This is a genomic window from Streptomyces sp. HUAS TT11, from assembly GCF_051553595.1.
Classification (GTDB): Bacteria; Actinomycetota; Actinomycetes; order Streptomycetales; family Streptomycetaceae; genus Streptomyces.
On record NZ_CP196184.1, the window covers coordinates 3,928,698 to 3,953,529 of the forward strand.

The window sequence follows — 24,832 nt, forward strand, 5'->3', positions numbered from 1 at the left end:
ACCGCCCGCTCAGCCGTCCACCGGCATACGGTGCGGGCGCCCGGCACCTCGGGCCGCTCGGCCGAGGGCCCTGCCGCCTCAGTCCACGGCCACCGACTCGAAGCGCCAGCGGTGCACCGCCCGGGTGACCAACCGGCCGTCCGGTTCGGGGAGTTCGGGGAGATCCGCGGCGTGGTCCGCGTCCCACCAGGTGATGACGAGGACGCGGTCCTGGGGTGCACGAAGCGTCTCCCGGCGCAGGGGCGGGGGCGTCAGCTCCTGCGCCCGCGCCCAGGACACCAGTTCCTCGCCCCGGCCGGCGACCGCACGCGCCTCCCACATCAGCGCGACGGTCACGAGTACAGGTTCTCCTTGCTCACCTCGTGGACGTGGTCGTGGGAGTGCGCGTTGCCCGGCACATGAGGGTCCGTCACCGGCAGCGACGAGTCCGCAGACAGGTCCCAGTCGGACGCCGCCCGGCCCCGGGCGACCATCTCCGCGCCCAGCGAGGCGACCATCGCGCCGTTGTCCGTGCACAGCTTGGGGCGGGGCACCCTGAGCCGGATCCCGGCCGTCTCGCAGCGCTCCTGGGCCAGCACGCGCAGCCGCGAATTGGCCGCCACGCCACCGCCGATCATCAGATGGTCGACGCCCTCGTCCTTGCAGGCCCGGACGGCCTTGCGGGTCAGCACATCGACCACCGCCTCCTGGAAGGAGGCGGCCACATCGCGCACCGGCACCTCCTCGCCCGCCGCCCGCCTGGCCTCGATCCAGCGGGCCACGGCCGTCTTCAGGCCGGAGAAGGAGAAGTCGTACGCGGGGTCGCGCGGACCGGTCAGACCCCGCGGGAACGTGATCGCCTCCGGGTCGCCCTCCCGAGCGTACCGGTCGATGACCGGGCCGCCCGGGAAGCCGAGGTTCAGCACGCGTGCGATCTTGTCGAACGCCTCGCCCGCAGCGTCGTCGATGGTCGCGCCCATCGGCCGCACGTCGGAGGTGATGTCCGTGGACAGCAGGAGCGAGGAGTGCCCGCCGCTGACCAGCAGCGCCATCGTCGGCTCCGGCAGCGCGCCGTGCTCCAGCTGGTCCACGCAGATGTGCGAGGCGAGGTGGTTGACCCCGTAGAGCGGCTTGCCCAGCGCGTAGGCGTACGCCTTCGCCGCCGAGACACCGACCAGCAGCGCGCCCGCGAGCCCGGGTCCGGCGGTGACCGCGATGCCGTCCAGGTCCCTCGCACTCACCCCCGCTTCCTTCAGGGCGCGGTCGATCGTCGGCACCATGGCCTCCAGGTGCGCCCGGGAGGCCACCTCCGGCACGACGCCGCCGAAGCGCGCGTGCTCGTCGACGCTGGAGGCGATGGCGTCGGCGAGGAGGGTGCTCCCGCGGACGATGCCGACGCCGGTCTCGTCGCAGGAGGTCTCGATCCCCAGGACCAGGGGTTCGTCAGCCATTGTTCTCGGTTCCTTGTACTGAGGAGTTGCCCGCAGCGGAACCGCCGTCGGGCGCTGTGCTGAGCCGCATCACCAGGGCGTCCACGTTCCCCGGCTGGTAGTAGCCGCGGCGGAAGCCGATGGGTTCGAAGCCGTAGCGCTCGTAGAGCTTCTGGGCGCGCACGTTGTCGACCCGGCACTCGAGCATCACCTCGGCGCACTCGAACGCGGTCGCGGCCCGCAGCAGCTCGGTGAGGAGCCGGCCGCCGAGCCCCGTGGCCCAGCGCTCGCGGGCGACGGCGATGGTCTGGATGTCGCCCAGGTCGCCCTGGGCGGCCAGCCCCGCGTAGCCGACCACACGCTCGCCCACCACGGCCACGACATAGCGCCGGGTCGCCTCGGGGCCGCGCGAGTGCGCGAGCTCGGACCAGAACATGCCCCGCGACCAGGCGTCCTCGGGGAACAGGTCCTTCTCCAGCTCCAGCACGGCATCGATGTCCCACCAGCGCATCTCGCGCAGCGCGGGCGTCACGGGCACGGTCACTTGGGGGTGACCACCTTGTAGTTCTTGGGCACCTGCGCGTCGGGGCGGCGCAGATACAGCGGTCGGGGGGCAGGCAGTTCCTCACCCGCGGCCAGCTTCTCCACCGCCAGGGACGCGAGCGCGGCCGCCGTGACGTGCTCGGGCTCCCGCGCCTGCGGAAACGTGTCCGGATAGAGCAACGCCCCGGCCCCGATGGCCGGCAGGTCGGCGACCGCCTCCGCGATGTCCGCGGGCCGGTCGACGGCGGGTTCGGTGACGCGCGTGCGGGAGTCGTCGTAACGCGCCCAGTAGACCTCCTTGCGGCGCGCGTCCGTGGCCACCACGAACGGCACGGTGAGATCGGAGGCGTAGGCGAGGCCGTCGAGTGTGCACACACCGTGCACGGGCACGCCGAGCGCGAGCCCGAACGTGTCGGCGGTCATCAGGCCGACGCGCAGCCCGGTGTACGGACCGGGGCCGACACCGACGACGATGCCGGTGACGGAGTCGAGCCGCGTGCCCGCCTCGGCGAGGACCCGGTCGACGGCGGGCAGCAGGAGTTCCCCGTGCCGACGCGCGTCCACCTGGCTCGACGAGGCGACGACGGACGTTCCGTCGTGCAGGGCGACGGTCACGGCGGGGGTGGCGGTATCCAGAGCGAGCAAGAGCACGCAAACAGCCTACGGCGCCGACGCCCGGCGCACGGCCGGGCCGGTCCGCGCGGTGCCTGCTGCTACCGTCACAGCAGTGCAGTACGACGCGGTCGGTCCGGGACCGAATCGGTGAGTCGTACGAGACGGACACAGCTTGACGGAGACTTCCGCGTGCGGGGTCGAGAGGTGGGCACAGGTGGCTAGGGGCAGCTCGGGATTCGTGGCCGCGCTCACCGCGGCGGCGATCGCCGTGGTCGGTTTCCTCGCCTATCAGGCGTCGGCACACGTGCCCGACACGCTCGGCAAGCCCCAGGTGAAGAAGTCCCCCTCGGCCACGGCGTCGAAGCCGCCGCAGGACAAGAAGAACCCGGCGCCGCCGCCCGCCGGCTCCGGCACCGGTGAGCGGGTCGTGTACTCGACCGGCGACGACCGGGTGTGGCTGGTCGGCGCGGGCAACAAGGTGCGGCGCACCTTCACGGTGATGCCGGGGACGGTGGATCCGGCGCCCGGCACGTACGCGGTGACCTCGCGCGACCCGGCCGGCGCCGGATCCGATGGCAAGTCGGTCGAGCACATCGTGCGGTTCGCACTGATCGACGGTGTGGTGTTCGGCTTCAGCGCGGCGGTCGACGGCAGCACGCCCAAGCCCGACTCCTCGAAGAAGCTGGGCGGCATCCGCGAGTCCCGCGCCGACGGCACCGCGATGTGGACGTTCGCCACAGCCGGTCAGAAAGTCGTCGTCGTCAAGTAACCGAACGGCGGCACGCTCGGCGAGACCCGCCCTGCCGGCCTCCGGCTATGCGGCCCTGCGCGGTTCCGGGGGCTCGTGGGCCGTGCGCGGCGCCCGGGGCACGGGGTCGCACGGCGGTGTCGAGACCGCCTTCGCCGCGGCACACGCCGCCAGCAGGTCCCGCATCGACACCCCGGCCGCTCCGGCGGCAACGCGCGGCTGCGCCTCGTCACGTTCTGAAGCCGGCATGGACGCCTCCTGGTGTCGCGGGGGCGCATGGTTAGGTAGACCTAACCACGAACTGATTCCCATGGGACCATGCCCGGTACCTGCGGCGCAATATCTTGCCGACGAGTTGTCGGAACGCCGGGTACCGAAGGACACCGCACCGGGGGAGCCGCCGGACGCGACCGGGCGGATACATGTCGTGCGCGAGGACCGCCGCCGGCCGGGCGGCTCCGCCTCCGGGGAGCCGGGCGGAGCCCCGTGCCGGCGCTCAGGCCGACAGGGCCGTCAGATCCACGGTCGACCAGCGCCGGCCGAGGCCCATGAGGGTCACATGCCGCACCTCGTCGGTGGTGTCCCCGACGGCGCGGTGGATGACCACGTGCAGCCGGTCGTCCGTGAGGTCCTCGACCTTGCCCTCGCCCCACTCCACGACGACGACGGAGTCCGGCAGCGAGACGTCGAGGTCGAGGTCCTCCATCTCGTCCAGGCCGCCGCCCAGCCGGTAGGCGTCCACGTGGACCAGCGGGGGGCCGTCCCCGAGGGACGGGTGCACCCGGGCGATCACGAAGGTCGGCGAGGTCACCGCACCCCGCACACCGAGCCCCTCGCCGAGCCCGCGGGTCAGCGTGGTCTTGCCCGCTCCCAGCTCGCCGTTCAGCATCACGAGGTCGCCCGCGCGCAACAGCTCGGCCAGTCGGCGCCCCAGCTCCTGCATCTGTTCGGGGGAGGTGACGGTGAACTCTGTGCTGACGATCGGCATCGGGGCCTCAGCCGGGCTGTACGGTGCTGGTGCTTCCATAGCCACCCACGGTAGCCCCTGCCGGCACCGCCCCCGAGCGCGTCAGGAGGTCGGCGAGGCGGTCGGTGACCACCTCGGGGTGCTCCAGCATCACGAGATGACCCGCGTCCGGTACGAGCACCAGTTCGGCGTCCGGCAGCAGACCGGCGATCGCCTCGCTGTGCTCGCTGGGTGTGACCAGGTCCTGGATGCCCGCGAGGACGAGCACGGGCAGTTCGGCGAAGCGGGCCAGCGCCTTGGTCTTGTCGTGGTCGGTGAAGGCCGGATAGAACTCGGCGACCACATCGATCGGGGTGCCCTCGATCATCCGCTCCGCGAACCGCGCGACGGCCGGATCGACGTCGCGGGACGCGAACGAGTACCGCTTGATGATCCCGGCGAACAGGTCGGCCGTCGCCCGGCGGCCCCTCTCCACCAGCTCGGCCTGCTGGCCCAGCGCCTTCAGCACACCGGGGAGGATGCGGCGCACGGCGTTGACGCCCGCGACGGGCAGTCCGAAGTTGACCTCGCCGAGCCGTCCGGACGACGTACCGACGAGCGCGACGCCGACGACACGGTCGCGGATCAGTTCCGGGTACTGGTCGGCGAGCGCCATGACCGTCATGCCGCCCATGGAGTGGCCGACGAGCACCAGGGGGCCCTCGGGCGCGGCCGCGTCTATCACGGCCTTGAGATCGCGGCCGAGCTGGTCGATGGTGACCGGCGTGCCCTCGGCCTGGGCCATGCCGCGGGCGGAGCGGCCGTGGCTGCGCTGGTCCCAGTGCACGGTGCGGACGACACCGCGCAGCGCGGCCCGCTGGAAGTGCCAGGAATCCTGGTTGAGGCAGTAGCCGTGGCTGAAGACGACGGTGACCGGTGCCGGCGCCTTGCGCCCGAAGAGCCGGCGGCGGCGCGGGACCGCTGCGCCCTCCGGCTCGATGTCGTCGATCTCGTAGTACAGCGCGGTGCCGTCGTCCGCGGAGGCCTTGCCGGGGACACCGCGCAGGGTGCCGTACGGTCCCGTCGAGTCGAGGGCGAGCCGGGCCTTGCGGCGCATGCCGCGGCCGACCGTCATCCGCTCTATGGCGACGCCGGCGGCGGCGCCCGCGGCCACCACGCCTATCGCGGCGCCGGCGATACCGGCTATGCGCCAGCTCCCGCCGGCGGAGGCCGTGGCACCGGTGACGGCCTCCACAACCTCGGCACTGCTCTCGCTCACGACCTGCTTCCTCCCCGCCGGAGGCTGCTCCGCCCGTCCGGCCTTCCGCTACCCGCCCTCACCCGTGTGGGTTACCCATCTTGTTCCGCATTCACATTCACGTAGACGCGGGGAACTCGGGATCCGATCCGGGTCACGATTTCGTAAGCGATGGTTCCGGCCGCCTGCGCCCAGTCCTCGGCGGTGGGCTCGCCGTGCTCGCCGGAGCCGAAGAGGACCGCCTGCGTACCGGGCGCCGGTTCGTCGCCGCCCAGGTCCACCACGAACTGGTCCATGGCGATCCGGCCCGCGACCGTCCGCAGCTTGCCGTCGACCAGGACCGGGCCGCTGCCGGAGGCGTGTCGCGGGACGCCGTCCGCGTAGCCGACGGGGATCAGGCCGAGGGTCGTGGCGCCGGGGGTCGTGTACTGGTGCCCGTAACTGACGCCGTGACCGCCGGGGACCTGCTTCACCAGGGCGAGCGAGGCCTTCAGCGTCATCACCGGGTGCAGTCCGAGGTCCGCCGGGGTGCCGAGTTCCGGGCTGGGCGACAGGCCGTAGACGGCGATGCCGGTCCGGACGAGGTCGAAATGGGCCTCGGGCAGGGTCAGCGCGGCCGGCGAGTTGGCGATGTGGCGCACCTCGGGCCGTACGCCCTGCTCCTCGGCGTACGCCACCATCTCGCGGAAGCGGCCGAGTTGGGACGCGACCGAGGGATGTCCCGGCTCGTCGGCGCAGGCGAAGTGCGACCACAGGCCGACGACCCCGACCAGGCCGTCCTCCTGGGCCCGCAGGGCTTCGGCGACGAGTTCCGGCCAGTCCGCGGGCTGGCAGCCGGCCCGCCCGAGACCGGTGTCGGCCTTGAGGTGGACGCGGGCGGGCTTGCCGGCGGCGGCCGCGGCCTCGCGCACCTCCTCCAGGGCCCACAGATCGCTCACGGACACGTCGACGTCGGACTCGATCGCGCGGCGCCAGGGCCCGCCCGGGGTCCAGAGCCAGCACAGGACACGCCCGTGCAGGCCCGCCTCGCGCAGCGCGAACGCCTCCTCGGGCGTGGCCGTGCCGAGCCACTCGGCACCGGCTTCGAGGGCAGCGCGGGCGCACGGCACCGCTCCGTGGCCGTACGCGTCCGACTTCACCACGGCCATCAGGGCGGCGCGGGGAGCGAGGGCGCGCAGGGCACGGACGTTCGCCCGCAGAGCCGCCAGGTCGATCTCGGCACGGGCGCGCAGAGGTGCCGTCTCAGTACTTGTCATCGCGCCCCAGTCTCTCAGAGGGCTCCCCCGCCTCTTCGACGCCGGTGCGGCGCGTGCCGTCCGCCACGGCGGTGACGTCCCGCGGGCGGGGCGGTCGCCCGGGGCTGCTCGGGCGGCCGATCAGCCCCGTACGTCCCGCCAGGCCTCCGCGACGGCGTTCGCCACGTCGTGTGCCCCGGCAGGTGCGCCGTCCGCCGCGTACCGGCCCGCGAGACCGTGCAGATACGCCGCCACGCCGGCCGCGTCCCGGGCGGAAAGACCCGATGCGAGCAGTGAACCGGACAACCCGGACAGCACGTCCCCGCTCCCGGCGGTGGCGAGCCAGGGCGTGCCCGTGGCGTTCACCAGGACGGGCCCGCCCCCGGCGTCCGCCACCAGCGTGGTGGAACCCTTGAGCAGCACGGTCGCCCGGTAACGCGCCGCCAGTTCCCGTACCGCCGCGAGCCGGGCTCCCTCGACCTCCTCGCGCGACACCCCGAGCAGTGCGGCGGCCTCCCCCGCGTGCGGGGTCATCAGGGTGGGCGCGCCGCGCCCCCGGACGGTGTCCCGGTCGGCCAGCCGCAACCCGTCGGCGTCGACGAGCACGGGCACGTCCGCGGCCAGCACCTCCGCCACGGTCGCCGCGTCGTCCCCGACGCCCGGCCCCACGACCCACGCCTGCACCCGCCCCGCCTTCGCGGGCCCGGTGTCGGAGACCAGCGTCTCGGGGAAGCGAGCGATCACCGCTGCCCCGGCGGGCCCCACGTACCGCACGGCCCCCGCCCCGCCCCGCAGCGCGCCCGACACCGCGAGCACGGCCGCCCCGGGGTAGCGCGCGGATCCGGCGGCGATGCCGACCACCCCGCGCCGGTACTTGTCGCTCTCGGCCTGCGGCAGGGGCAGCAGCGCCGCCACGTCCGCGTGCTGCAGCGCCTCGAGTTCGGCCTGCCCGGGCAGGTCGAGCCCGATGTCCACGAGGCGTACGGAACCGGCGTACTCCCGGGCCGGGTCGATGAGCAGGGCCGGCTTGTGGGTGCCGAAGGTCACGGTCAGATCGGCCCGTACGGCCGGGCCGAGCACCTCGCCGGTGTCCGCCTCCACCCCGCTCGGCAGGTCGACGGCGACGACGGCCGCCCGCGACTGCCCGACGAACGCGGCGAGCCGCGCGGCGTCCGGCCGCAGGCCGCCCTTGCCGCCGATCCCGACGATTCCGTCGACCACGAGGTCGGCACGCCTGATCGGCTCCTCGGCCGCGTCCACGGACTCGGGGCCGCCCGGCACGACCGTGCCGCCCGCCGCCCGCAGGGCCGCGAGCCCGCCCTGATGGGTCCGTTCCGGCGCGAGCAGCACCGCCGTGACGCCCGCTCCGCGCCGGGCCAGCCGCGCCCCGGCGTACAGGGCGTCACCGCCGTTGTCCCCGCTGCCCACCAGCAGCACCACCCGGCTGCCGTACACCCGTCGCAGCAACTGGGCGCAGGCCGCGGCCAGTCCGGCGGCGGCACGCTGCATCAGCGCACCCTCCGCAAGCCGTGCCATGAGCGAACGCTCGGCCGCCCTCACCGTCTCCACGCTGTACGCAGTACGCATGCCGTCGAGTCTCCCTCACGACCGCCGGTCGGGGCCGGACCTACCCCTCCGCCACGACGACCGCCGACGCCACGCCCGCGTCATGACTGAGCGACACGTGCCAGGACTTCACGCCGAGTTCGGCGGCGCGGACCGCGACCGTGCCCGTCACCCGCAGCCTCGGCTGGCCGCTGTCCTCGACGTAGACCTCGGCGTCGGTCCAGTGCAGCCCGGCAGGCGCGCCCAGGGCCTTGGCCACCGCCTCCTTGGCCGCGAACCGTGCGGCCAGGGACGCGACACCGCGCCGCTCCCCGTTCGGCAGCAGCAACTCCTGGTGCAGGAAGAGGCGTTCGGCCAGACCCGGCGTGCGCCTCAACGACGCCGCGAACCGGTCGATCTCGGCCACGTCGATGCCGACCCCGATGATGCTCATACGGAGCACCCTACGGCGGCCCGCCTCCGCTCCCCGGTCTCCGACGACGCGTCCGTCACGACCGGCCGTCGGCCTGCGGCAACCGGTCGGCGCACGGCTGTTCGGAACGCCGGGGGTGCCGGCTCAGCAGGGCCCGGAACCTCCCGCCCCGGCGAACAGGCCGTCGGCCGGTACCGCTGGGCAGTCCGCCCCCCACCCCGTGCACAACTCGGACGCCCCGGCCGGGGCGTCCGAGTCGGGTTCACAGGCCCCGAGGGCTCATTCCACCGTCACCGACTTCGCCAGGTTCCGCGGCTGGTCCACCTCGTTGCCCCGGGCCGTCGCCAGTTCGCAGGCGAAGACCTGGAGGGGCACCGTCGCGACCAACGGCTGCAGCAGGGTCGGCGTCGCGGGGATGCGGATCAGATGGTCCGCGTACGGGGCCACCGTCTCGTCGCCCTCCTCCGCGATCACGATGGTGCGCGCACCCCTCGCGCGGATCTCCTGGATATTGGAGACGATCTTGTCGTGCAGAACCGAGCGCCCGCGGGGCGACGGCGCGACCACGACGACCGGCAGGTCCTCCTCGATCAGCGCGATCGGCCCGTGCTTCAACTCGCCCGCCGCGAAGCCCTCGGCGTGCATGTACGCCAACTCCTTGAGCTTGAGGGCGCCTTCCAGGGCCACCGGATAGCCGACGTGCCGGCCCAGGAAGAGCACGGTGTTCTTGTCGGCGAGCGAGCGCGCGAGCTTGCGTACCGGCTCCATGGTCTCGAGCACCCGCTCGACCTCGCGGGAGATCTGCGACAGGTCGCGGATGACGACATGGATCTCGTCGCCCCACTTGGTGCCGCGCACCTGCCCCAGGTAGAGGGCCACCAGATAGCAGGCGACGAGCTGGGTCAGGAACGCCTTGGTCGAGGCGACCGCGACCTCCGGGCCGGCATGCGTGTACAGCACGGCGTCCGACTCCCGGGGAATCGTCGACCCGTTGGTGTTGCAGATGGCCAGCACCTTGGAGCCCTGCTCACGGGCGTGCCGCAGGGCCATCAGCGTGTCCATGGTCTCGCCGGACTGGGAGATGGCGATGACCAGCGTGCGCGGGTCGAGGATGGGGTCCCGGTAGCGGAACTCGCTGGCCAGCTCGACCTCGCACGGAATGCGTGTCCAGTGCTCGATGGCGTACTTGGCGATCATCCCGGCGTGGAAGGCCGTGCCGCACGCCACGACCACGATCTTGTCGACCTCGCGCAGCTCGGCGGCCGAGATCCGCAGTTCGTCCAGGCGCAGCGAGCCGGCGGCGTCGATACGGCCGAGCAGGGTGTCGGCGACCGCCTTGGGCTGCTCGGCGATCTCCTTGAGCATGAAGTAGTCGTAGCCGCCCTTCTCGGCGGCCGAGGCGTCCCAATCCACGTGATAGGAGCGGACGTCGGCGGGGTGGCCGTCGAAGCCGGTGACCGTGACGCCGTTCCGGCGCAGTTCGACCACCTGGTCCTGGCCCAGCTCGATCGCCGACCGGGTGTGGGCGATGAACGCCGCCACGTCCGAGGCGAGGAACGCCTCGCCCTCACCGACGCCCACCACCAGCGGGGAGTTCCGCCGGGCGCCGACGACCACGTCCGGCTCGTCGGCGTGCACCGCCACCAGAGTGAACGCGCCGTCCAGCCGTCGGCACACCAGCCGCATCGCCTCCGCCAGGTCCGCCGTCACCGAGAACTCCTCGGCGAGCAGATGGGCGACGACCTCGGTGTCCGTGTCGGAGGCGAGCGCGTGGCCCCGCTCCGCCAGCTCGGCCCGCAGGAGCGCGAAGTTCTCGATGATCCCGTTGTGGACGACGGCGACGCGGCCCGCGTTGTCGAGATGCGGATGCGCGTTGGCGTCGGTCGGGGCGCCATGGGTGGCCCAACGGGTGTGCCCGAGGCCCGTGGTGCCGGCCGGCAGCGGCCGATCCACCAGCTCCTTCTCCAGGTTGACCAGCTTGCCGGCCTTCTTGGCGGCGGCCAGGCCCCCGTCCGCGAGCACGGCGACGCCCGCCGAGTCGTATCCCCGGTACTCCAGCCGCTTCAATCCCGCCACGACCACATCGAGCGCCGACTGCGGCCCCACGTATCCCACAATTCCGCACATGTGCCGCAGCCTACGGTCCGGAGGACGTCCCGACCTCTCGAAGCGTGCCCGAAATCGGAAATTCCCACTGGCGTACGAACGCCCGCGCACCGAAGCACACATGGTTCACCCGGTACTCGTGATCAACCAGTGATTGACAGCGGCAGCGGGCGCGTCGGAAAGTGCTCACTCGGACGACCGGGGTGGGGACGTGGAACGGCAGCAATATGTGCAGCGGTGCTCGGAGCTTTTCGCGGTGGGTGGCCATGCGGCGGTGAGATCGGCGGCGGAGGAAGGGCTCGAGGAGTGCGGGCCGGATCCGGTTCTCCTTCGCTGGCTCGGCCAAGCGCACGCCGCGGAGGACGACGACGACCACGACCGCGAGGCGGAAGCCGCGTACCGCAAGGGCCTTGCACTGGCACCGGACGACCTCGGACTCCTGGTGTCCTACCTGGAACTGTGCCTTCGCTCGGACTCCTTCGAGTTCCCCGAGCGGGCGCGTCGTGCGGTGGCCCTGCGGAAGAGGGTCGAGGAGCTGGCCCCGCCCGGGTCGGCCGCACGCGAACGCGTCGACGATGCGACCGGCTGGGCCGGACGCGGATACTGGGACGACCTGAACGCGGCCGCGGTTCGGGGGCAGGCGGAACAGGCCGCGCTCGCGGAGCAGAGCGTGCTCGTCACCGATGCATTGCGGCGGGCCGCCCGGGGCGAGTCCGACGGGGACGGCGGGGAGGACCTGCGGGCCGCAGAAGTGGCCGCGGCGGTCGAGTTGCTGCAGGGAGCCCGGAACGCGCCGCTGCGTTTCCTCCTCGCCCACCGGGTCGAAGCGTACGTACTGACGTTCGTCATGTCGTTCGGCCTGAACAAGGCCCTGGTGTGGAGCGGGGTGCAGGACTTCAGCCTGTGGGGCTGGTTGCTCTGGATCCCCCTGTTCGCCGCCGAGGCCACACTCCGCCGGGCCAGGAGGCTCGGACAGGAACGCGTCATCGCGCGCATCCGGGCGCGCCACGACGCGATGGACACCGCCGGTGGCCCGCCCGAGGGCAAGCGCCTGTGAGCACCTCGGCCGGCACGGCCCGTCGCGACACCGTCGACGGGCCCGCCATCCGGCCCCGGTGCGCGACGGGGCCATCCGGGTCACCCGGTCCGCGAAGGCACCGAGGACCGGATGGATCGGCCAACGGACGTGAGGGCGGGCGAAATCGGCGACCCCCTCGGCATGTCCGCGCCAGGCGGACGTGACGCACCCCACCCACCGTCCGGTTCGAACTCCGTTAACAATGGACTGTGATCTCTCCGGTCTCTTCGATGCCCCGGAGCGCCCACCGGCCCAAGCCGGAGGCGACTCCCTACGTCGACCTCACCCGTGCCGAGTGGAGCGCGCTGCGCGACAAGACGCCGCTGCCGCTGACCGCCGAGGAGGTCGAGAAGCTGCGCGGTCTCGGCGACGTGATCGACCTCGACGAGGTGCGGGACGTCTACCTCCCGCTGTCGCGGCTGCTCAACCTCTACGTCGGCGCCACCGACGGCCTGCGCGGGGCCCTGAACACCTTCCTCGGCGAGCAGGGCTCCCAGTCCGGCACGCCGTTCGTGATAGGTGTCGCCGGCTCCGTGGCGGTCGGCAAGTCGACCGTCGCCCGTCTGCTGCAGGCCCTGCTGTCCCGCTGGCCCGAGCACCCGCGGGTGGAGCGGGTGACCACCGACGGCTTCCTGCTGCCCACCGAGGAACTCAAGGCCCGCGGGCTGATGGCGCGCAAGGGCTTCCCCGAGTCGTACGACCGCCGTGCGCTGACCCGATTCGTCGCCGACATCAAGGCCGGCAAGGACGAGGTGACGGCCCCCGTCTACTCGCACCTGATCTACGACATCGTGCCCGGTCGCACGCTCACCGTCCGCCGTCCGGACATCCTCATCGTCGAGGGCCTCAACGTGCTCCAGCCGGCCCTGCCGGGCAAGGACGGCCGTACCCGGGTGGGCCTCGCCGACTACTTCGACTTCAGCGTGTACGTCGACGCCCGCACCGAGGACATCGAACGCTGGTACCTCAACCGCTTCCGCAAGCTCCGCCAGACCGCCTTCCAGGACCCCTCGTCGTACTTCCGCAAGTACACGCAGGTGGCCGAGGAGGAGGCCCTCGACTACGCCCGCACGATGTGGCGGACGATCAACAAGCCGAACCTCGTGGAGAACATCGCGCCGACCCGCGGCCGCGCCACCCTGGTGGTGCGCAAGGGCCCGGACCACAAGGTGCAGCGGCTGAGCCTGCGCAAGCTGTGACACACCCGCCGGTCCTTCGGGACCGCGCTCGCCCGCCGCTTCATGCCACCGGCCCGGAATCACTTCCGGGCCGGTGGCATGAACGTATCTCCTGGTCGGAGGGGTGTCAGCCGAGCGCCGACTTCACCGCGTCCGCGAGGCGGCCGGCCACGGACCGCGCCTGGTCGATGTCGGCGGCCTCCACCATGACCCGTACCAGCGGCTCGGTGCCCGACGGACGCAGCAGCACCCGCCCGGTCGCCCCCAGCTCCCGCTCGGCCTCGGTGACGGCGGTGGCGACGTCGGCGGACGTGCCGACACGGGACCTGTCGACGTCGGGGACGTTCACGAGGACCTGCGGCAGCCGCTCCATCACCGAGGCGAGGTCCTTGAGCGTGCGGCCGGTCTGCGCCACCCGCGCGGCCAGCAGCAGGCCGGTCAGCGTGCCGTCACCGGTGGTGGCGTGGTCGAGGATGATGACGTGCCCGGACTGCTCGCCGCCGAGCGCGTAGCCCTTCTCCTTCATCTCCTCCAGCACGTACCGGTCACCGACCGCGGTCTGCACCAGATGGATGCCCTCGCGCTCCATGGCCAGCTTGAAGCCCAGATTCGACATGACCGTCGCGACGACGGTGCCGGAGCGCAGTGCGGAACGCTCCCGCATCGCCAGCGCGAGTACGGCCAGGATCTGGTCGCCGTCCACCTCCTCGCCCGTGTGGTCAACGGCGAGGCAGCGGTCGGCGTCGCCGTCGTGCGCGATACCGAGATCGGCGCCGTGCTCGACGACGGCGGCCTTGAGCTTGTCCAGGTGGGTCGAGCCGCACCCGGCGTTGATGTTGAGGCCGTCGGGCTCCGCGCCGATCGTGACGATCTCGGCGCCCGCCCGGGTGAACGCCTCAGGGGAGACCCGGGCGGCGGCGCCGTGGGCCTCGTCAAGGATGATCTTGAGCCCTTCGATGCGGTTCGGCAGGACGTCGAGAAGGTGGCCCACGTACTGGTCGAGGCCCTCGCCGTAGGACGTCACACGTCCGACCCCGGCGCCCGTGGGCCGGTCCCAGGGAGCGCCGGTGCGGTGCTCCTCGTAGACGGTCTCGATCTTGTCCTCGAGGTCGTCGGCCAGCTTGTGGCCACCGCGGGCGAAGAACTTGATCCCGTTGTCGGGCATGGCGTTGTGGCTCGCGGAGAGCATCACGCCCAGGTCGGCGCCGAGCGCACCGGTCAGATACGCGACGGCCGGGGTGGGCAGCACTCCGACACGCAGCACGTCCACGCCCGCGCTGGCGAGCCCGGCGACCACGGCGGCTTCCAGGAACTCCCCGGACGCACGCGGATCCCGTCCGACCACCGCCTTCGGCTTGTGGCCCTCGAACGTACCCGCCTCGGCCAGTACGTGTGCCGCTGCCACGGACAGACCGAGCGCCATCTCGGCCGTCAAATCCGCGTTGGCGACACCGCGTACGCCGTCCGTACCGAAGAGTCGTCCCACTGTGTCGTCCTCCGAACGTTGCTGCGATTGTGCGGCTCATGCCGAGTGTCCAGACAGGGACGGGCTACGTACACTCCCCGGACCTGTCTTCAGGCTTATCACCCGCGCCCGTACCGAGACCGTCGGGATTGCTCCATAAGCTCCACAAGCCGAACTCCATAAGCCGGGGATAAGCACCACTCCCCGTAAACGAACCGCCCCGGCGGCACAGAGCGTGCTGCCGGGGCGATGCGTGCGCGCTGCAGGCGTAGACGCCTGCAGCGATCAGCGCTTGCTGTACTGCGGGGCCTTGCGGGCCTTCTTCAGACCGGCCTTCTTCCGCTCGACCGCGCGGTCGTCGCGGCGCAGGAAGCCGGCCTTCTTCAGCGGGCCGCGGTTGTTGTCGACGTCCGCCTCGTTCAGCGCACGGGCGACACCGAGACGGAGCGCACCGGCCTGACCGGAGACGCCGCCACCCGCGATGCGGGCGATGACGTCGTAGCGGCCGTCCAGCTCGAGCACCTTGAAGGGCTCGTTGACTTCCTGCTGGTGCACCTTGTTCGGGAAGTAGTCCTCGAGGGTGCGACCGTTGATCTTCCACTTTCCGGAGCCCGGAACGATCCGGACGCGGGCGATGGCGTTCTTGCGACGGCCCAGGCCGGCGGCCGGCTGGGGCTCGCCGAAGCGGGACGCGAGGGACTCGGAGGTGTACTCACCCTCCACCGGGACATCGGTCTCGGTGGTGTAGCTGTCGATGTCAAGCTCTTCGAGCGGCTGCTCGGCAGTGGTCTCGGCCACGATTCTCCTCAGATTCTCTTCAGTCTTAGGGGGTGGCCGGACTTACTGCGCGACCTGGGTGATCTCAAAAGGCACCGGCTGCTGGGCAGCGTGCGGGTGCTGGTCACCCTTGTAGACCTTCAGCTTCGAGAGCATCTGACGGCCCAGGGAGTTCTTGGGGAGCATGCCCTTGACGGCCTTCTCGACGGCCTTCTCGGGGTTGTTCGCCAGCAGGTCGTCGTAGCGGACGGAGCGCAGACCACCCGGGTAGCCGGAGTGGCGGTACGCCATCTTCTGGGTCCGCTTGTTACCGGACAGGTGCACCTTGTCCGCGTTGATGATGATGACGAAATCGCCGGTGTCCACGTGGGGCGCATAGATCGGCTTGTGCTTGCCGCGCAGCAGCGTGGCGGCGGTGGTGGCCAGACGGCCCAGGACGACGTCCTGAGCGTCGATGACGTGCCACTGGCGCGTCACATCGCCGGGCTTGGGGCTGTACGTACGCACGGTTCGTAGCCTTCGCTTCTTCAGTGAGGATCCTGACAAGGTCACCGAAGACGATCACGACAGCCCAGACCGCACTGCGGTGACGCAAGCCGCGTGCAGGTCGCTGGTCATCGGCCCGGTGGACCGGTGTAAGGGCCCCTCACGTGAGAATGAGCAAGCCAATACACATAACGAACAGCCAGGATAACGGGGGCGCCCACATGGGTCAAAACGAAGGGGCCCGCGCCTGTCCTGGCAGTTTCGCCGCCCGGCAGGACGGACCGCCCTCGCGACCGTGCCCCGGCCCGGGCGACCTCGCCCTCAAAGGTCGGACAGGCTGGTTTTGCCGGAGCTGCCACACAAAGCGGGAGGCTGTCCATTCTGCCTCCCGGTCCCGCCGTCCAGGGGGCCCGGGGAAGGGAACAGCACCCTCCGCGGCCCGTCTAAGATGCGCCGCATGAGTTATGGGCAGGGGGAGCCCCCGTGGGATCCCTGGAAACCGACTTCCCAGCAGTCCGAACGGGGTAGCCGCGGCGACACCCCCGACTGGGCCGCGCTCGCCGAAGCCTCCGAGGCGCGCAACAAGCGCCGTCGGCTGCTGCTGATCCTCGGCGGCGCCCTGGCCACGGTCGCCGTCGGCGCCGCCGTCGCGGTGGCCGTCATGTCCGCGAACGGCAGCCCCGAGGCATCGAGCAAGCCGTCCGGCTCCCTGCCGGGCACCGCGGACCTCCCCAGCGAGAGTGCCGCGACCGTTCCGACGTTCGCCCCGACCTCGGCCCCGCCCCCGCTGGACCCGATGGACTTCATATCCAGCGTGCAGAAGGACAAGGCACCGATCAGCGCGGACACGCTGTTCCCCGGCACCCAGCTGACCGTGGGCACGAACGTCTACAAGAAGGGGCCGACGGCCGACACCACGAAATGCGCCTCGGCCGCGCAGAACACGCTGCCCGCGGTGCTCACCAGGAACGGCTGCACCCGTGTCATCCGTGCCACCTACACCAAGGGCGGCGTCGCGGTGACGGTCGGCGTGGCGCTCTTCGACACCACCGACCAGGCGGCGAAGACCAAGCAGCAGGCGGACAAGAAGAGCTTCATCACCTCCCTGTTCGGCAAGGGCGTGCCCACGTTCTGCCGTAAGACGGTCTGCCGTTCCACCACCAATTCCTACGGTCGCTACGCCTACTTCACGCTCGCCGGCTTCACCGACGGCAAGGACGTGACGGCCAAGGACGCCAAGGTCTTCACGGCAGGCGACGACATGGCCGGGTTCGCCTTCCGGCAGATCCGCCGCCGCGGCGAGGTGCAGGCGGCCGCGGCCGCCGACCAGTGATACGCCGCGCGTCCGCAGATCACAGGCGTCCCGGGGAGCACCGGGCCGCCATGCGGTCGATCACGGGATCGGCCTGACGCCATGCGGATGCGAGGGCGCATCGGTCTGCTGGGAGCGATCGGTGCGGCGGTGACGGCGCCACTGGCGGTGTGGGCCTGGCCGGACAAGGGGCCGGTGACGGTCGCGACCGATCTGCGGGAGCGGGACCCCAGGGCCACCCCGGCCGCGCGCCGGGTGTACGCGTTGCTGGCCGGCCTGGAGAACAACGCACGGCTCGGCCGTCCGAGCCGCACGGTGATCGGCCAGCACGTGGAGCTGCAGAACGAGCGGTACAACCCCCAGTACGGCGATTATCACGGCACCAAGCAGCCGGGCTACTACTACCGCAAGGCCCGGGACATCACCGGACGGCTGCCCGGATTCGTGGAACTGGACCTGGGTCCCGGTTACGGACAGCCGGGCTGGGGGGTGGGCGAGTCCCGCTCCTACTCGCGCTCCTGGCCGAGCTGCCGCCCGATGTGGGGGTACGTCGACGACGCCGTGGATCTCGCCCTGGGCGTCTGGGCGGGCCTGCCGCGGCCGGACGACGGCTCGTACCATCCCTCCGGCAGCCACTGGGACTGCGCGTCCGGCACGGAGGTCTCGCTGCCGCACAACGGGGGCCGTCCGGCGGGCATCGTCGGTTTCTCCTTCCACCAGCCGTACCCCGGAAGCCCGGTCAAGGGATTCCCACAGACGCGGCACAGCAACTCGCCCGCCGCCCGCGACCCCGGCTGGTTCGCCCGGGTGATCACCCCGGGCACCTCGGAGCACCGGGACCTGCTGCACGACCTCGACTTCCTCGCCGACCACCTGGGCTATCTCGCCGACCACGGCGTCCCGGTGCTGCTGCGCCCGTACCACGAGATGAACACGAAGCCAGGGCACGGCTTCTGGTGGGCGGGCCAGGACCCGGACCACTTCCGGCAGTTGTGGCGCGTGACGTACGACCACCTCGTGGGGCGGCGCGGGCTCCACAACCTGATCTTCGTATGGGCGCCGAGCTCCTGGGACGACTCCCACGGGCGCGAGCCCCGGCCCTACTACCCCGGCGACCGTTACGTCGACGTGGTGGGTGTCGACGACTACAGCGACAGCCCCGCCGAGCCGTTCGGGGCGGGGAACTGGACGGAGGTCTGGTACCGCGGGCTGGAGCAGTACGGCAAGCCGCGGATCGTCGCCGAGTCCTTCCACGTGCCGCTCAACGCAGCCCGGCCGGACACCCTGACCAGGACGCCGTGGGTGATGTGGACGGTGTGGGGCCAGGCGCTGTCGTACGACAACGCCTCGTCGCCCCGGAAGAAGAACACCGGGGACGATGTGCAGCGGACCTACTGGTCTCCCAAAGTGATCAGCGGCGGCAACTGGGCACACACGGTCACGAATCGACAGTGAACGTCTACGAGTCGGTTAACTTTTGACTACAACATTCACATCCGCTTCTCTTACACGCCTAAAATGTGTAAGCATCATTCACCTGTTCGGCCGGTGATCTGGACGCCCGAGGGGGGGCATCTGAGGGGCAGCGGCCGAGACGCCGAAGAGGCGTTCGAGGACGTGTAACCCAGGACACAGGCACGCGACGCGCACAGTGCGTCATGCTCGCCTGCCCGCTTCCTCGAGACGCCCACCGATCTCACGGGAGTTCCGCAGTCGTCATGGCATCGACACTGGTCGACGGGGGCGTGCCGCATTCGCGGCACAATGCGAAACTGGCTAAGCGCACCTCTATCTGGAGGCCAGGAATCCTTCCGTTCCTGATTCCGCTGGTCCTCCTGACCCTGTTCAGCTTGTGGTCCTACACGCCCAGCCACTCGCCGCTGGCATGGCTGATCACCATTTGCTGGGCCCTCCCGGTGCCCGGTGTACTCGTGTCAATCCAGGGCTTCCTGCTCATCCGCCGCCGGCTGCGCAAGGCTCATCTGATGGTCCCGCCGGCCCCGGTCGACCAGGACTTCCTGATCGTGCTGGTGCCGACCATCGGGCGCCACGACACCTACCCGGCCCTGGAGCGCTCCGTTCTCTCGTATGTGGAGCACCTCCCCGAGTGGTTCCCGTACATGCGCGTGGACGTCCTCACCGAAGAGGGGTGCGAGGCCGCCGAGCGGATCGACGCCCTGGCGGCGACCAGCCCGCTGATCCGCGTGGTCACGGTCCCGAAGGCCTACGAGACCGCGAACGGCACCCGCTTCAAGGCCCGGGCCAACAACTACGCCCACGAGTTGCGCATCGACGAGGGTGAGGCCCTCGACTACGTGTGGGTCCTGCACATGGACGACGACACGGGCGTCGGCCCGGACACCGCGGCGTCCCTCTCCCAGTTCATCAACCGTCAGCGCCGTGCGACCCCGGAAGAGGTCAAGCACATGGCGCAGGGCATCCTGACCTATCCGCGCGAGAACGCGGTGAGCATGCTCACCTGGTTCGCGGACGCCATCCGCCCCGCCGACGACATCGCGCGGTTCCGTGCCTTCACGGGTCTCGGCACCCCGGCCGCCGGTGTGCACGGCGAACTACTCGTCATCCGCGCCTCCATCGAAGCCGAGATCGGCTGGGACTTCGGCCCCAAGGAGATCGTCGAGGACGCCCGGCTGGCCCTCACCTTCTGCCGCCTCTACCCGGGCCGCAGCGACTGGTTCAACGGCCGCTGCTACGGCGCCTCGCCGGTCAACACCAAGGACTTCATCAAGCAGCGCGAGCGCTGGGCCTGGGGCCTGGTCGCCCTCTGCTTCAACCGCAAGGTGCCGCTGCGCTACCGCTGGTTCCTGACCATCTGCGTGACCAGCTGGATCCTCGGCCCGCTGCAGCACGTCGGCACGATCGTGTTCGTGGCCTGGTTCATCGGTGACATGAACACCTCGCCCGTGACCCAGTCCGTCGTCATCCTGTGGTCGATCAGCTTCGCCTATGTGATCTGGGCGTACTGGGAAGGACTACGGCTCAACGCGATCGCCTCGATGAACGGCAAGCGCAAGTGGTGGGAACCCATGGCCGTCCTCGTTCTGCTGCCCTACTTCTCCCTCATCGAGGGGCTGGGCGGCATCAAGGGCCTGTGGAAGTTCATCCGCCGCGAGGAGAACAAGTTCGTCGTCATCGCCAAGCCCGCCTGACCGGAAGAGACCTCACCCCATGAAGCGCGCACGCCTGCCCATGCTCGCCGTGCTCCCCGTCACCGTCATCTCCTTCGTGGTCGCGGTCCCCTTCGTGATCGGCGACCACCCGCTGCAGTGGACCGCCGGCTCCGCCGTGCCCCACTTGGTGCTGGACGGCAAGGAACACGCCCAGCCCGCCGGCTCCAAGGGCGGGGACGGCAAGAAGTCCACAACGCCTTCGCGGACCGCCGAGGTCGCCAAGGTGGACAAGGAATGGAAGCAGGGCATGCCCCAGTGGGGCGCCCAGCTCTACTGGGAGGACAACCCCGAGCACTCCGTCGAGTACATCGAGAAGCAGGCCCGGCTGCACGCGAACTACCTGGTCGGCCTGCACGCCAACTCGGTCAGCGTGTCCTTCCCGTTTTTCACCGGGGACCGCTCCTCGACGAAGATCAGCCGTGGTGACAAGACACCGACGCCCGAGCATCTCGCCAGCGTGCTGCGGATCTTCCACGAGGCCGGGCTGCGCACCACCATCCGGCCCATCATGGACGAGCACTCCCTGACGGCCGAGGACGGCTGGCGCGGCAACATCAAGCCCACCGACCTCGACGCCTGGTTCGCTTCTTACGAGAAGTTCATCACTCCGTATCTGAAGGCCGCCGAGAGCGAGAAAGCAGCCACCTTCGTCATCGGAACCGAACTCAACTCCCTGGAGGGCAACCCCCACTGGGACACGGTCGTGAACGATGCCGAGAAGGTGTTCAGCGGCGAGGTCGCCTACGACGCGAACTGGGACGCCTATGTCCAGGGCCCGGTGACCATGCCGGTCACCCACCTGGGCATCGACGCCTACTTCCCGGTCAAGGTCGACGACGATGCCTCGGTGGACACCCTGGTCGACGGCTGGAACAAGTGGCTGGACAAGAAGGCCCCCGGCCCGCTGCCCAAGATCACCATCGCCGAAGCCGGCATCGGCGCCATGAACGGCGCCTACCACGCCCCAGGCGACTTCTACGTCAAGCGGGCCGTCAACACGAAGGTGCAGGCCAACTGGTACACCGCGGTCTGCAAGGTCGTCCAGGAACGCAAGATGTCCGGCGTCTACTGGTGGTCGATCTACTTCGACGACGACCCGAACACCAAGCCCGACGACAAGGTCGCCTCCCGGCTCGACTTCGCCGGACGCTCCCTCTCGGAGAAGGCCATCAAGTCCTGCTTCACCTCTGACTACGCGGGACCCGGTACCGCCACCACCAGCTGACCGAGCGGAGGCAATCATGCAAGAAGCCATCATCCTGGTGGGCGGCAAGGGAACTCGCCTGCGCCCGCTGACCAACCACACCCCGAAACCGCTGCTCAGCGTCGCGGGCTCGTCCTTCATCCGGCACCAGATCGCCAAGCTGATGGACGCAGGGGTCGAGCATGTGGTGTTCGCCACCTCGTACCTGGCCAGCCTCTTCGAGGAGGAGTTCAAGGACTTCTCCCGGGATCTGCAGATCTCCTACGCCGTCGAGGAAGTACCGCTCGGCACCGGCGGAGCCATCCGCAACGCCGCGCGCCTGCTGCGCGGCGGTCCTGCCGACGCACCGGTCCTCATCCTCAACGGCGACATCCTGTCCGGCGTGGACCTGCGCGCCGTCCTGGCGCGGCACGAGGACAGGGACGCGGACGTCACCCTGTACCTCACCCGGGTCGCCGACCCGCGCGCCTTCGGCCTCGTCCCCACCGACGAGGACGGCCGGGTGCTGTCCTTCCTCGAGAAGCCGAAGACGGCCGAGGAATGCGTCACCGACCAGATCAACGCCGGCTGCTACGTCTTCCGCCGGTCCGTCCTGGACACCATCCCCGCCGACCGCGAGGTATCGGTCGAGCAGGAGACCTTCCCGCAGCTCGTCGCCCAGGGGCGGCGCGTGTTCGGCCACACCACGGAGGACTACTGGCGCGACCTCGGTACGCCGCTGGCCTTCGTCCACGGCTCGGCCGACCTGGTCATCGGCAACGTGACCTCCCCCCTTGTGAAGCAGCCGACCGAGGCGCTGATCCATCCCACGGCCGTCGTCGATGCAACCGCCCGCGTCACCGGCGGCTCGACGATCGGCCCGCACGCCGTCATCGGTCCGCGGGTGGTCGTCGACCGCTCCATCGTCGGCGCGCGCGTGACCGTGTCCGAAGGCGCCCGCATCCACGAGTCCGTGGTGGACCACGACTCGTCCATCGGCGCCGACAGCCTCCTGCGCGAGGTCGTGGTCGGCTGCCACGCACACATCGGCGCGGAGAACGAGCTGCCCGCCCAGCTGCGGCTGGCGTGCGGCATCCGCATCCCCTCCCTGGGGATGCGGGTGAGCGGCACCGCCACCGCCTGCCTGACGGTCCACTGAGAGTTCCGGCCCGACCGGACAGCCACAGGAGAGACGTGACCACCCATCAAGCCACCGCGATAGGCGACCCGACGCGGCCGCCCGAGTACGGGTCGGAGCAGCACCGTCGAAAAGCCCCGAAGGAAGACCGGCTGCGCAAGTACCGGCCCGACCTTCAAGGCCTGCGCGCCGTAGCGATCGCGATGGTCGTCTTCGTGCACACGGGCATCCTCGGCATCCACGGCGGCGTCGACGTCAGCTTCACGCTCAGTGGCTTCCTCATCGGCAGCCAGCTCCTCGCGGAGATCGACAAGACCGGCAAGGTGTCGCTCGGCAAGTTCTGGGCCCGCCGGTTCCGTCGGCTGGCGCCGGGGGCCGCCCTCACCATCGTCGTGACGGGCGTGGTGGCCTGGATCTACGCCAGCCCGCTCAGGTTCCGCAGCTACATGCAGGACGGCTTCGCCGCCTCGCTGAGCTTCATCAACTGGCGCCAGGCCGAGAACGGCACGGACTACTTCGCCTCCGACGGCACCCAGTCGCCGTACCAGCACTTCTGGTCGCTGAGCATCGAGGAGCAGTTCTACGTCCTCGCGCCGATCGTGCTGGTCGTCGTCGCCTGGCTGAGCCGGGCCATCTTCCGCAACCGCTTCCTGGTCGGGCTGTTCCTGGTCGCCGTGATCGGCGGCTCGCTCTATCTGTCGATCACGACGACCCAGACGAACCAGCCGCTCGCCTACTTCGGCACCCCGACCCGCGTGTGGGAGCTGGCCGTCGGCGTCTTCGTCGCCCTCAATGCACGGATCCTGTCCCGCATGCATCAGGGCCTGGCGGCGGTCCTCAGCTGGGTCGGGCTCGCCACCATCCTGGTCACGGCGTCACTCATCACCGAGCAGACCCCGCTGCCCGGGTACGCCGTCGGTGGTCCCGTGCTCGGCGCCGCCCTGATCATGGCGGGCGGCTGCGCCAATCCCCGCCTCGGCGCCGAGCGGCTCCTCGACAACCCCGTCTTCAACTTCGTCGGCAACGCGAGCTACGGCTGGTACCTCTGGCACTGGCCGCTGCTGATCCTCTGGTCGGACATCGTCGGCCACGAGATCACCTACTCGGACCGTTTCCGCGTCGCCGCGGGCTCCTTCGTGCTGGCCGTCGCCGGGCACTATGTGATCGAACGGCGCATGAGGGCCAATGTCCGGCTGGTGCAGATCCCGTGGCGCGGCATCCTGACAGGACTGACCCTGACCGCCACCGCGGCCGTCGCCATGACCCTCGCCATTCGGGTGGTACCGCTCAACCTCGACACCGCCGCCGGCGCCGCGAAAAGTGGTTCCGTCGGATACGCCGACGAGAAGTCGGTGAAGCAGGCCGTGCTGCAGAAGGAGCTCTCCGCCACCGCGCAGGGCATCCTCCCAGGGGCTCCGAAGGACATGACCCACTACGGCTGCATCGACAACACCGACGTCAAGAAGTTCGTCATGCGCGAGAACTGCGTCGTCGGGGACAGACAGGGCAAGCGCTCGATCGTGGTCATCGGGGACTCCCACGCCTGGCAGTGGGGCGACGCCTTCGAGAGCCTCGGGAAGTCCCTGCACGTCAAGGTGGTGACCATGGCGAAGGGCGGCTGCTCCCCCGAGGTGTACGCCATCAAGAACCCCGAGCTGAACCGCGAGTACTCCGAGTGCGACAGCTGGCGGCAATCGGCGTTCAAGAGCATCGACGACCTCAAGCCCGACGTCATCGTCGTCACCAGCCGCATCCGGCAGGAGGTGACCGAGGCGGGCGCCGAGAAGGCCTTCAAGGCCCTCGAGGCTTCCGGCGCCAAGCTCGTCTACATCACGGACACCCCGCAGCCCGGCCGGAACGTACCGGACTGCCTTGCCACCCACATCCACGACGTCACCGCCTGCAACCCCGCCGAGGACAAGGCAGTCGAATTCCCTGACTTCCGTGCCATTGAGCAGAAGGTCGCCGAACGCCACGGTGCGCAGGTCCTCGACTCACTGCCCGCGTTCTGCGCCGACAACGTCTGCCCGACGGTGATCGCCGATCAGATCGTCTACTTCGACAACAGCCACATGACGGGGGCCTACGCGAAGTCGCTGGCGCCCTTCCTCAAGCCGACCCTCCAGAAGGCCCTGGCCGGCTGATCCCGTCGGCCCGATCCGACCCGGGGGCTCCGCGGCGACCGC

General features: G+C 70.5%; 23 protein-coding genes. 9 read left to right on the plus strand and 14 right to left on the minus strand.

Going from position 1 to position 24,832, the window contains the following annotated elements; all coding sequences use genetic code 11:
• Positions 1 to 78 precede the first annotated feature (78 nt).
• From ACSHXN_RS17445 to tsaB, 4 genes are read right to left on the minus strand one after another with little or no spacing between them, the layout of a single operon-like run.
• Positions 79 to 336, minus strand: coding sequence for a hypothetical protein (locus ACSHXN_RS17445; RefSeq protein WP_438303321.1), 258 nt, complete (start codon positions 334 to 336; stop codon positions 79 to 81).
• Positions 333 to 1,430 carry a tRNA (adenosine(37)-N6)-threonylcarbamoyltransferase complex transferase subunit TsaD gene (gene tsaD, locus ACSHXN_RS17450; protein ID WP_438303322.1) on the minus strand — a complete coding sequence of 366 codons (1,098 nt, stop codon included), beginning with the start codon at positions 1,428 to 1,430 and terminating at the stop codon, positions 333 to 335. The genes ACSHXN_RS17445 and tsaD overlap by 4 nt, the downstream gene beginning before the upstream one ends.
• On the minus strand, positions 1,423 to 1,953 hold the full coding sequence (gene rimI, locus ACSHXN_RS17455; RefSeq protein ID WP_355137264.1) for a ribosomal protein S18-alanine N-acetyltransferase: 531 nt from the start codon (positions 1,951 to 1,953) through the stop codon (positions 1,423 to 1,425). The genes tsaD and rimI overlap by 8 nt, the downstream gene beginning before the upstream one ends.
• Positions 1,950 to 2,603, minus strand: coding sequence for a tRNA (adenosine(37)-N6)-threonylcarbamoyltransferase complex dimerization subunit type 1 TsaB (tsaB, locus tag ACSHXN_RS17460; RefSeq protein WP_355137262.1), 654 nt, complete (start codon positions 2,601 to 2,603; stop codon positions 1,950 to 1,952). Before tsaB ends, rimI begins: the two co-directional genes overlap by 4 nt.
• A 178-nt stretch (positions 2,604 to 2,781) precedes the next feature.
• On the opposite strand from tsaB, the gene ACSHXN_RS17465 reads away from it, so the two are divergent.
• Positions 2,782 to 3,336: a hypothetical protein gene (locus ACSHXN_RS17465; RefSeq protein ID WP_355137260.1), complete on the plus strand. Its 555-nt coding sequence runs from the start codon at positions 2,782 to 2,784 to the stop codon at positions 3,334 to 3,336.
• 45 nt (positions 3,337 to 3,381) lie between these two features.
• On the opposite strand, the gene ACSHXN_RS17470 is transcribed toward ACSHXN_RS17465, so the two are convergent.
• From ACSHXN_RS17470 to glmS, 7 genes are all read right to left on the minus strand, one after another.
• Positions 3,382 to 3,564 carry a hypothetical protein gene (locus tag ACSHXN_RS17470; protein WP_355137258.1) on the minus strand — a complete coding sequence of 61 codons (183 nt, stop codon included), beginning with the start codon at positions 3,562 to 3,564 and terminating at the stop codon, positions 3,382 to 3,384.
• A gap of 247 nt (positions 3,565 to 3,811) precedes the next feature.
• Positions 3,812 to 4,342, minus strand: a complete 531-nt coding sequence (gene tsaE / locus ACSHXN_RS17475) for a tRNA (adenosine(37)-N6)-threonylcarbamoyltransferase complex ATPase subunit type 1 TsaE (RefSeq protein WP_438303323.1) — start codon at positions 4,340 to 4,342, stop codon at positions 3,812 to 3,814.
• On the minus strand, positions 4,311 to 5,540 hold the full coding sequence (locus ACSHXN_RS17480) for an alpha/beta fold hydrolase (RefSeq protein ID WP_355137254.1): 1,230 nt from the start codon (positions 5,538 to 5,540) through the stop codon (positions 4,311 to 4,313). The genes tsaE and ACSHXN_RS17480 overlap by 32 nt, the downstream gene beginning before the upstream one ends.
• A gap of 71 nt (positions 5,541 to 5,611) precedes the next feature.
• Positions 5,612 to 6,775 (minus strand): alanine racemase, encoded by a 1,164-nt coding sequence (gene alr, locus ACSHXN_RS17485; protein ID WP_438303324.1) that lies wholly within the window; start codon positions 6,773 to 6,775, stop codon positions 5,612 to 5,614.
• Between the two features lie 120 nt (positions 6,776 to 6,895).
• Positions 6,896 to 8,341 (minus strand): NAD(P)H-hydrate dehydratase, encoded by a 1,446-nt coding sequence (locus ACSHXN_RS17490; protein ID WP_438303325.1) that lies wholly within the window; start codon positions 8,339 to 8,341, stop codon positions 6,896 to 6,898.
• Between the two features lie 40 nt (positions 8,342 to 8,381).
• Positions 8,382 to 8,753 carry a holo-ACP synthase gene (locus tag ACSHXN_RS17495; protein ID WP_115976072.1) on the minus strand — a complete coding sequence of 124 codons (372 nt, stop codon included), beginning with the start codon at positions 8,751 to 8,753 and terminating at the stop codon, positions 8,382 to 8,384.
• Between the two features lie 258 nt (positions 8,754 to 9,011).
• Positions 9,012 to 10,859 carry a glutamine--fructose-6-phosphate transaminase (isomerizing) gene (glmS, locus tag ACSHXN_RS17500; protein WP_356293762.1) on the minus strand — a complete coding sequence of 616 codons (1,848 nt, stop codon included), beginning with the start codon at positions 10,857 to 10,859 and terminating at the stop codon, positions 9,012 to 9,014.
• Between the two features lie 190 nt (positions 10,860 to 11,049).
• Here glmS and ACSHXN_RS17505 point away from each other — a divergent pair, with 190 nt between their 5' ends.
• Both ACSHXN_RS17505 and coaA read left to right on the plus strand, forming a co-directional pair.
• Complete coding sequence (locus ACSHXN_RS17505; protein ID WP_356293760.1) at positions 11,050 to 11,895, plus strand: hypothetical protein; 846 nt, start codon at positions 11,050 to 11,052, stop codon at positions 11,893 to 11,895.
• Positions 11,896 to 12,146: 251 nt separating this feature from the next.
• Complete coding sequence (gene coaA, locus ACSHXN_RS17510; RefSeq protein ID WP_438303328.1) at positions 12,147 to 13,115, plus strand: type I pantothenate kinase; 969 nt, start codon at positions 12,147 to 12,149, stop codon at positions 13,113 to 13,115.
• Between the two features lie 106 nt (positions 13,116 to 13,221).
• Here coaA and glmM read toward each other — a convergent pair whose 3' ends face one another.
• The 3 genes from glmM to rplM all read right to left on the minus strand — a co-directional run bounded on the left by glmM (position 13,222) and on the right by rplM (position 15,843).
• Complete coding sequence (glmM, locus tag ACSHXN_RS17515; RefSeq protein WP_355137240.1) at positions 13,222 to 14,580, minus strand: phosphoglucosamine mutase; 1,359 nt, start codon at positions 14,578 to 14,580, stop codon at positions 13,222 to 13,224.
• Between the two features lie 264 nt (positions 14,581 to 14,844).
• Entirely contained in the window at positions 14,845 to 15,357 is a 513-nt protein-coding gene (gene rpsI, locus ACSHXN_RS17520) for a 30S ribosomal protein S9 (protein ID WP_355137238.1), read from the minus strand.
• Positions 15,358 to 15,399: 42 nt separating this feature from the next.
• The gene (gene rplM, locus ACSHXN_RS17525; protein ID WP_059127195.1) at positions 15,400 to 15,843 is read right to left on the minus strand and encodes a 50S ribosomal protein L13; all 444 of its coding nucleotides are present in this window, start codon (positions 15,841 to 15,843) and stop codon (positions 15,400 to 15,402) included.
• 436 nt (positions 15,844 to 16,279) lie between these two features.
• Between rplM and ACSHXN_RS17530 the strand changes: the two genes are divergently transcribed.
• The 6 genes from ACSHXN_RS17530 to ACSHXN_RS17555 all read left to right on the plus strand — a co-directional run bounded on the left by ACSHXN_RS17530 (position 16,280) and on the right by ACSHXN_RS17555 (position 24,790).
• Complete coding sequence (locus tag ACSHXN_RS17530; RefSeq protein ID WP_356293756.1) at positions 16,280 to 17,155, plus strand: hypothetical protein; 876 nt, start codon at positions 16,280 to 16,282, stop codon at positions 17,153 to 17,155.
• Between the two features lie 81 nt (positions 17,156 to 17,236).
• The gene (locus ACSHXN_RS17535) at positions 17,237 to 18,589 is read left to right on the plus strand and encodes a glycoside hydrolase family 26 protein (protein WP_438303329.1); all 1,353 of its coding nucleotides are present in this window, start codon (positions 17,237 to 17,239) and stop codon (positions 18,587 to 18,589) included.
• Between the two features lie 263 nt (positions 18,590 to 18,852).
• Positions 18,853 to 20,304: a glycosyltransferase family 2 protein gene (locus tag ACSHXN_RS17540; RefSeq protein WP_356293752.1), complete on the plus strand. Its 1,452-nt coding sequence runs from the start codon at positions 18,853 to 18,855 to the stop codon at positions 20,302 to 20,304.
• Positions 20,305 to 20,323: 19 nt separating this feature from the next.
• Positions 20,324 to 21,550: a glycoside hydrolase family 113 gene (locus ACSHXN_RS17545; RefSeq protein ID WP_356293750.1), complete on the plus strand. Its 1,227-nt coding sequence runs from the start codon at positions 20,324 to 20,326 to the stop codon at positions 21,548 to 21,550.
• Positions 21,551 to 21,566: 16 nt separating this feature from the next.
• Positions 21,567 to 22,667 (plus strand): NDP-sugar synthase, encoded by a 1,101-nt coding sequence (locus ACSHXN_RS17550; protein ID WP_355137228.1) that lies wholly within the window; start codon positions 21,567 to 21,569, stop codon positions 22,665 to 22,667.
• A gap of 35 nt (positions 22,668 to 22,702) precedes the next feature.
• Entirely contained in the window at positions 22,703 to 24,790 is a 2,088-nt protein-coding gene (locus ACSHXN_RS17555; RefSeq protein WP_438303330.1) for an acyltransferase family protein, read from the plus strand.
• The last annotated feature ends 42 nt before the right edge of the window (positions 24,791 to 24,832 follow it).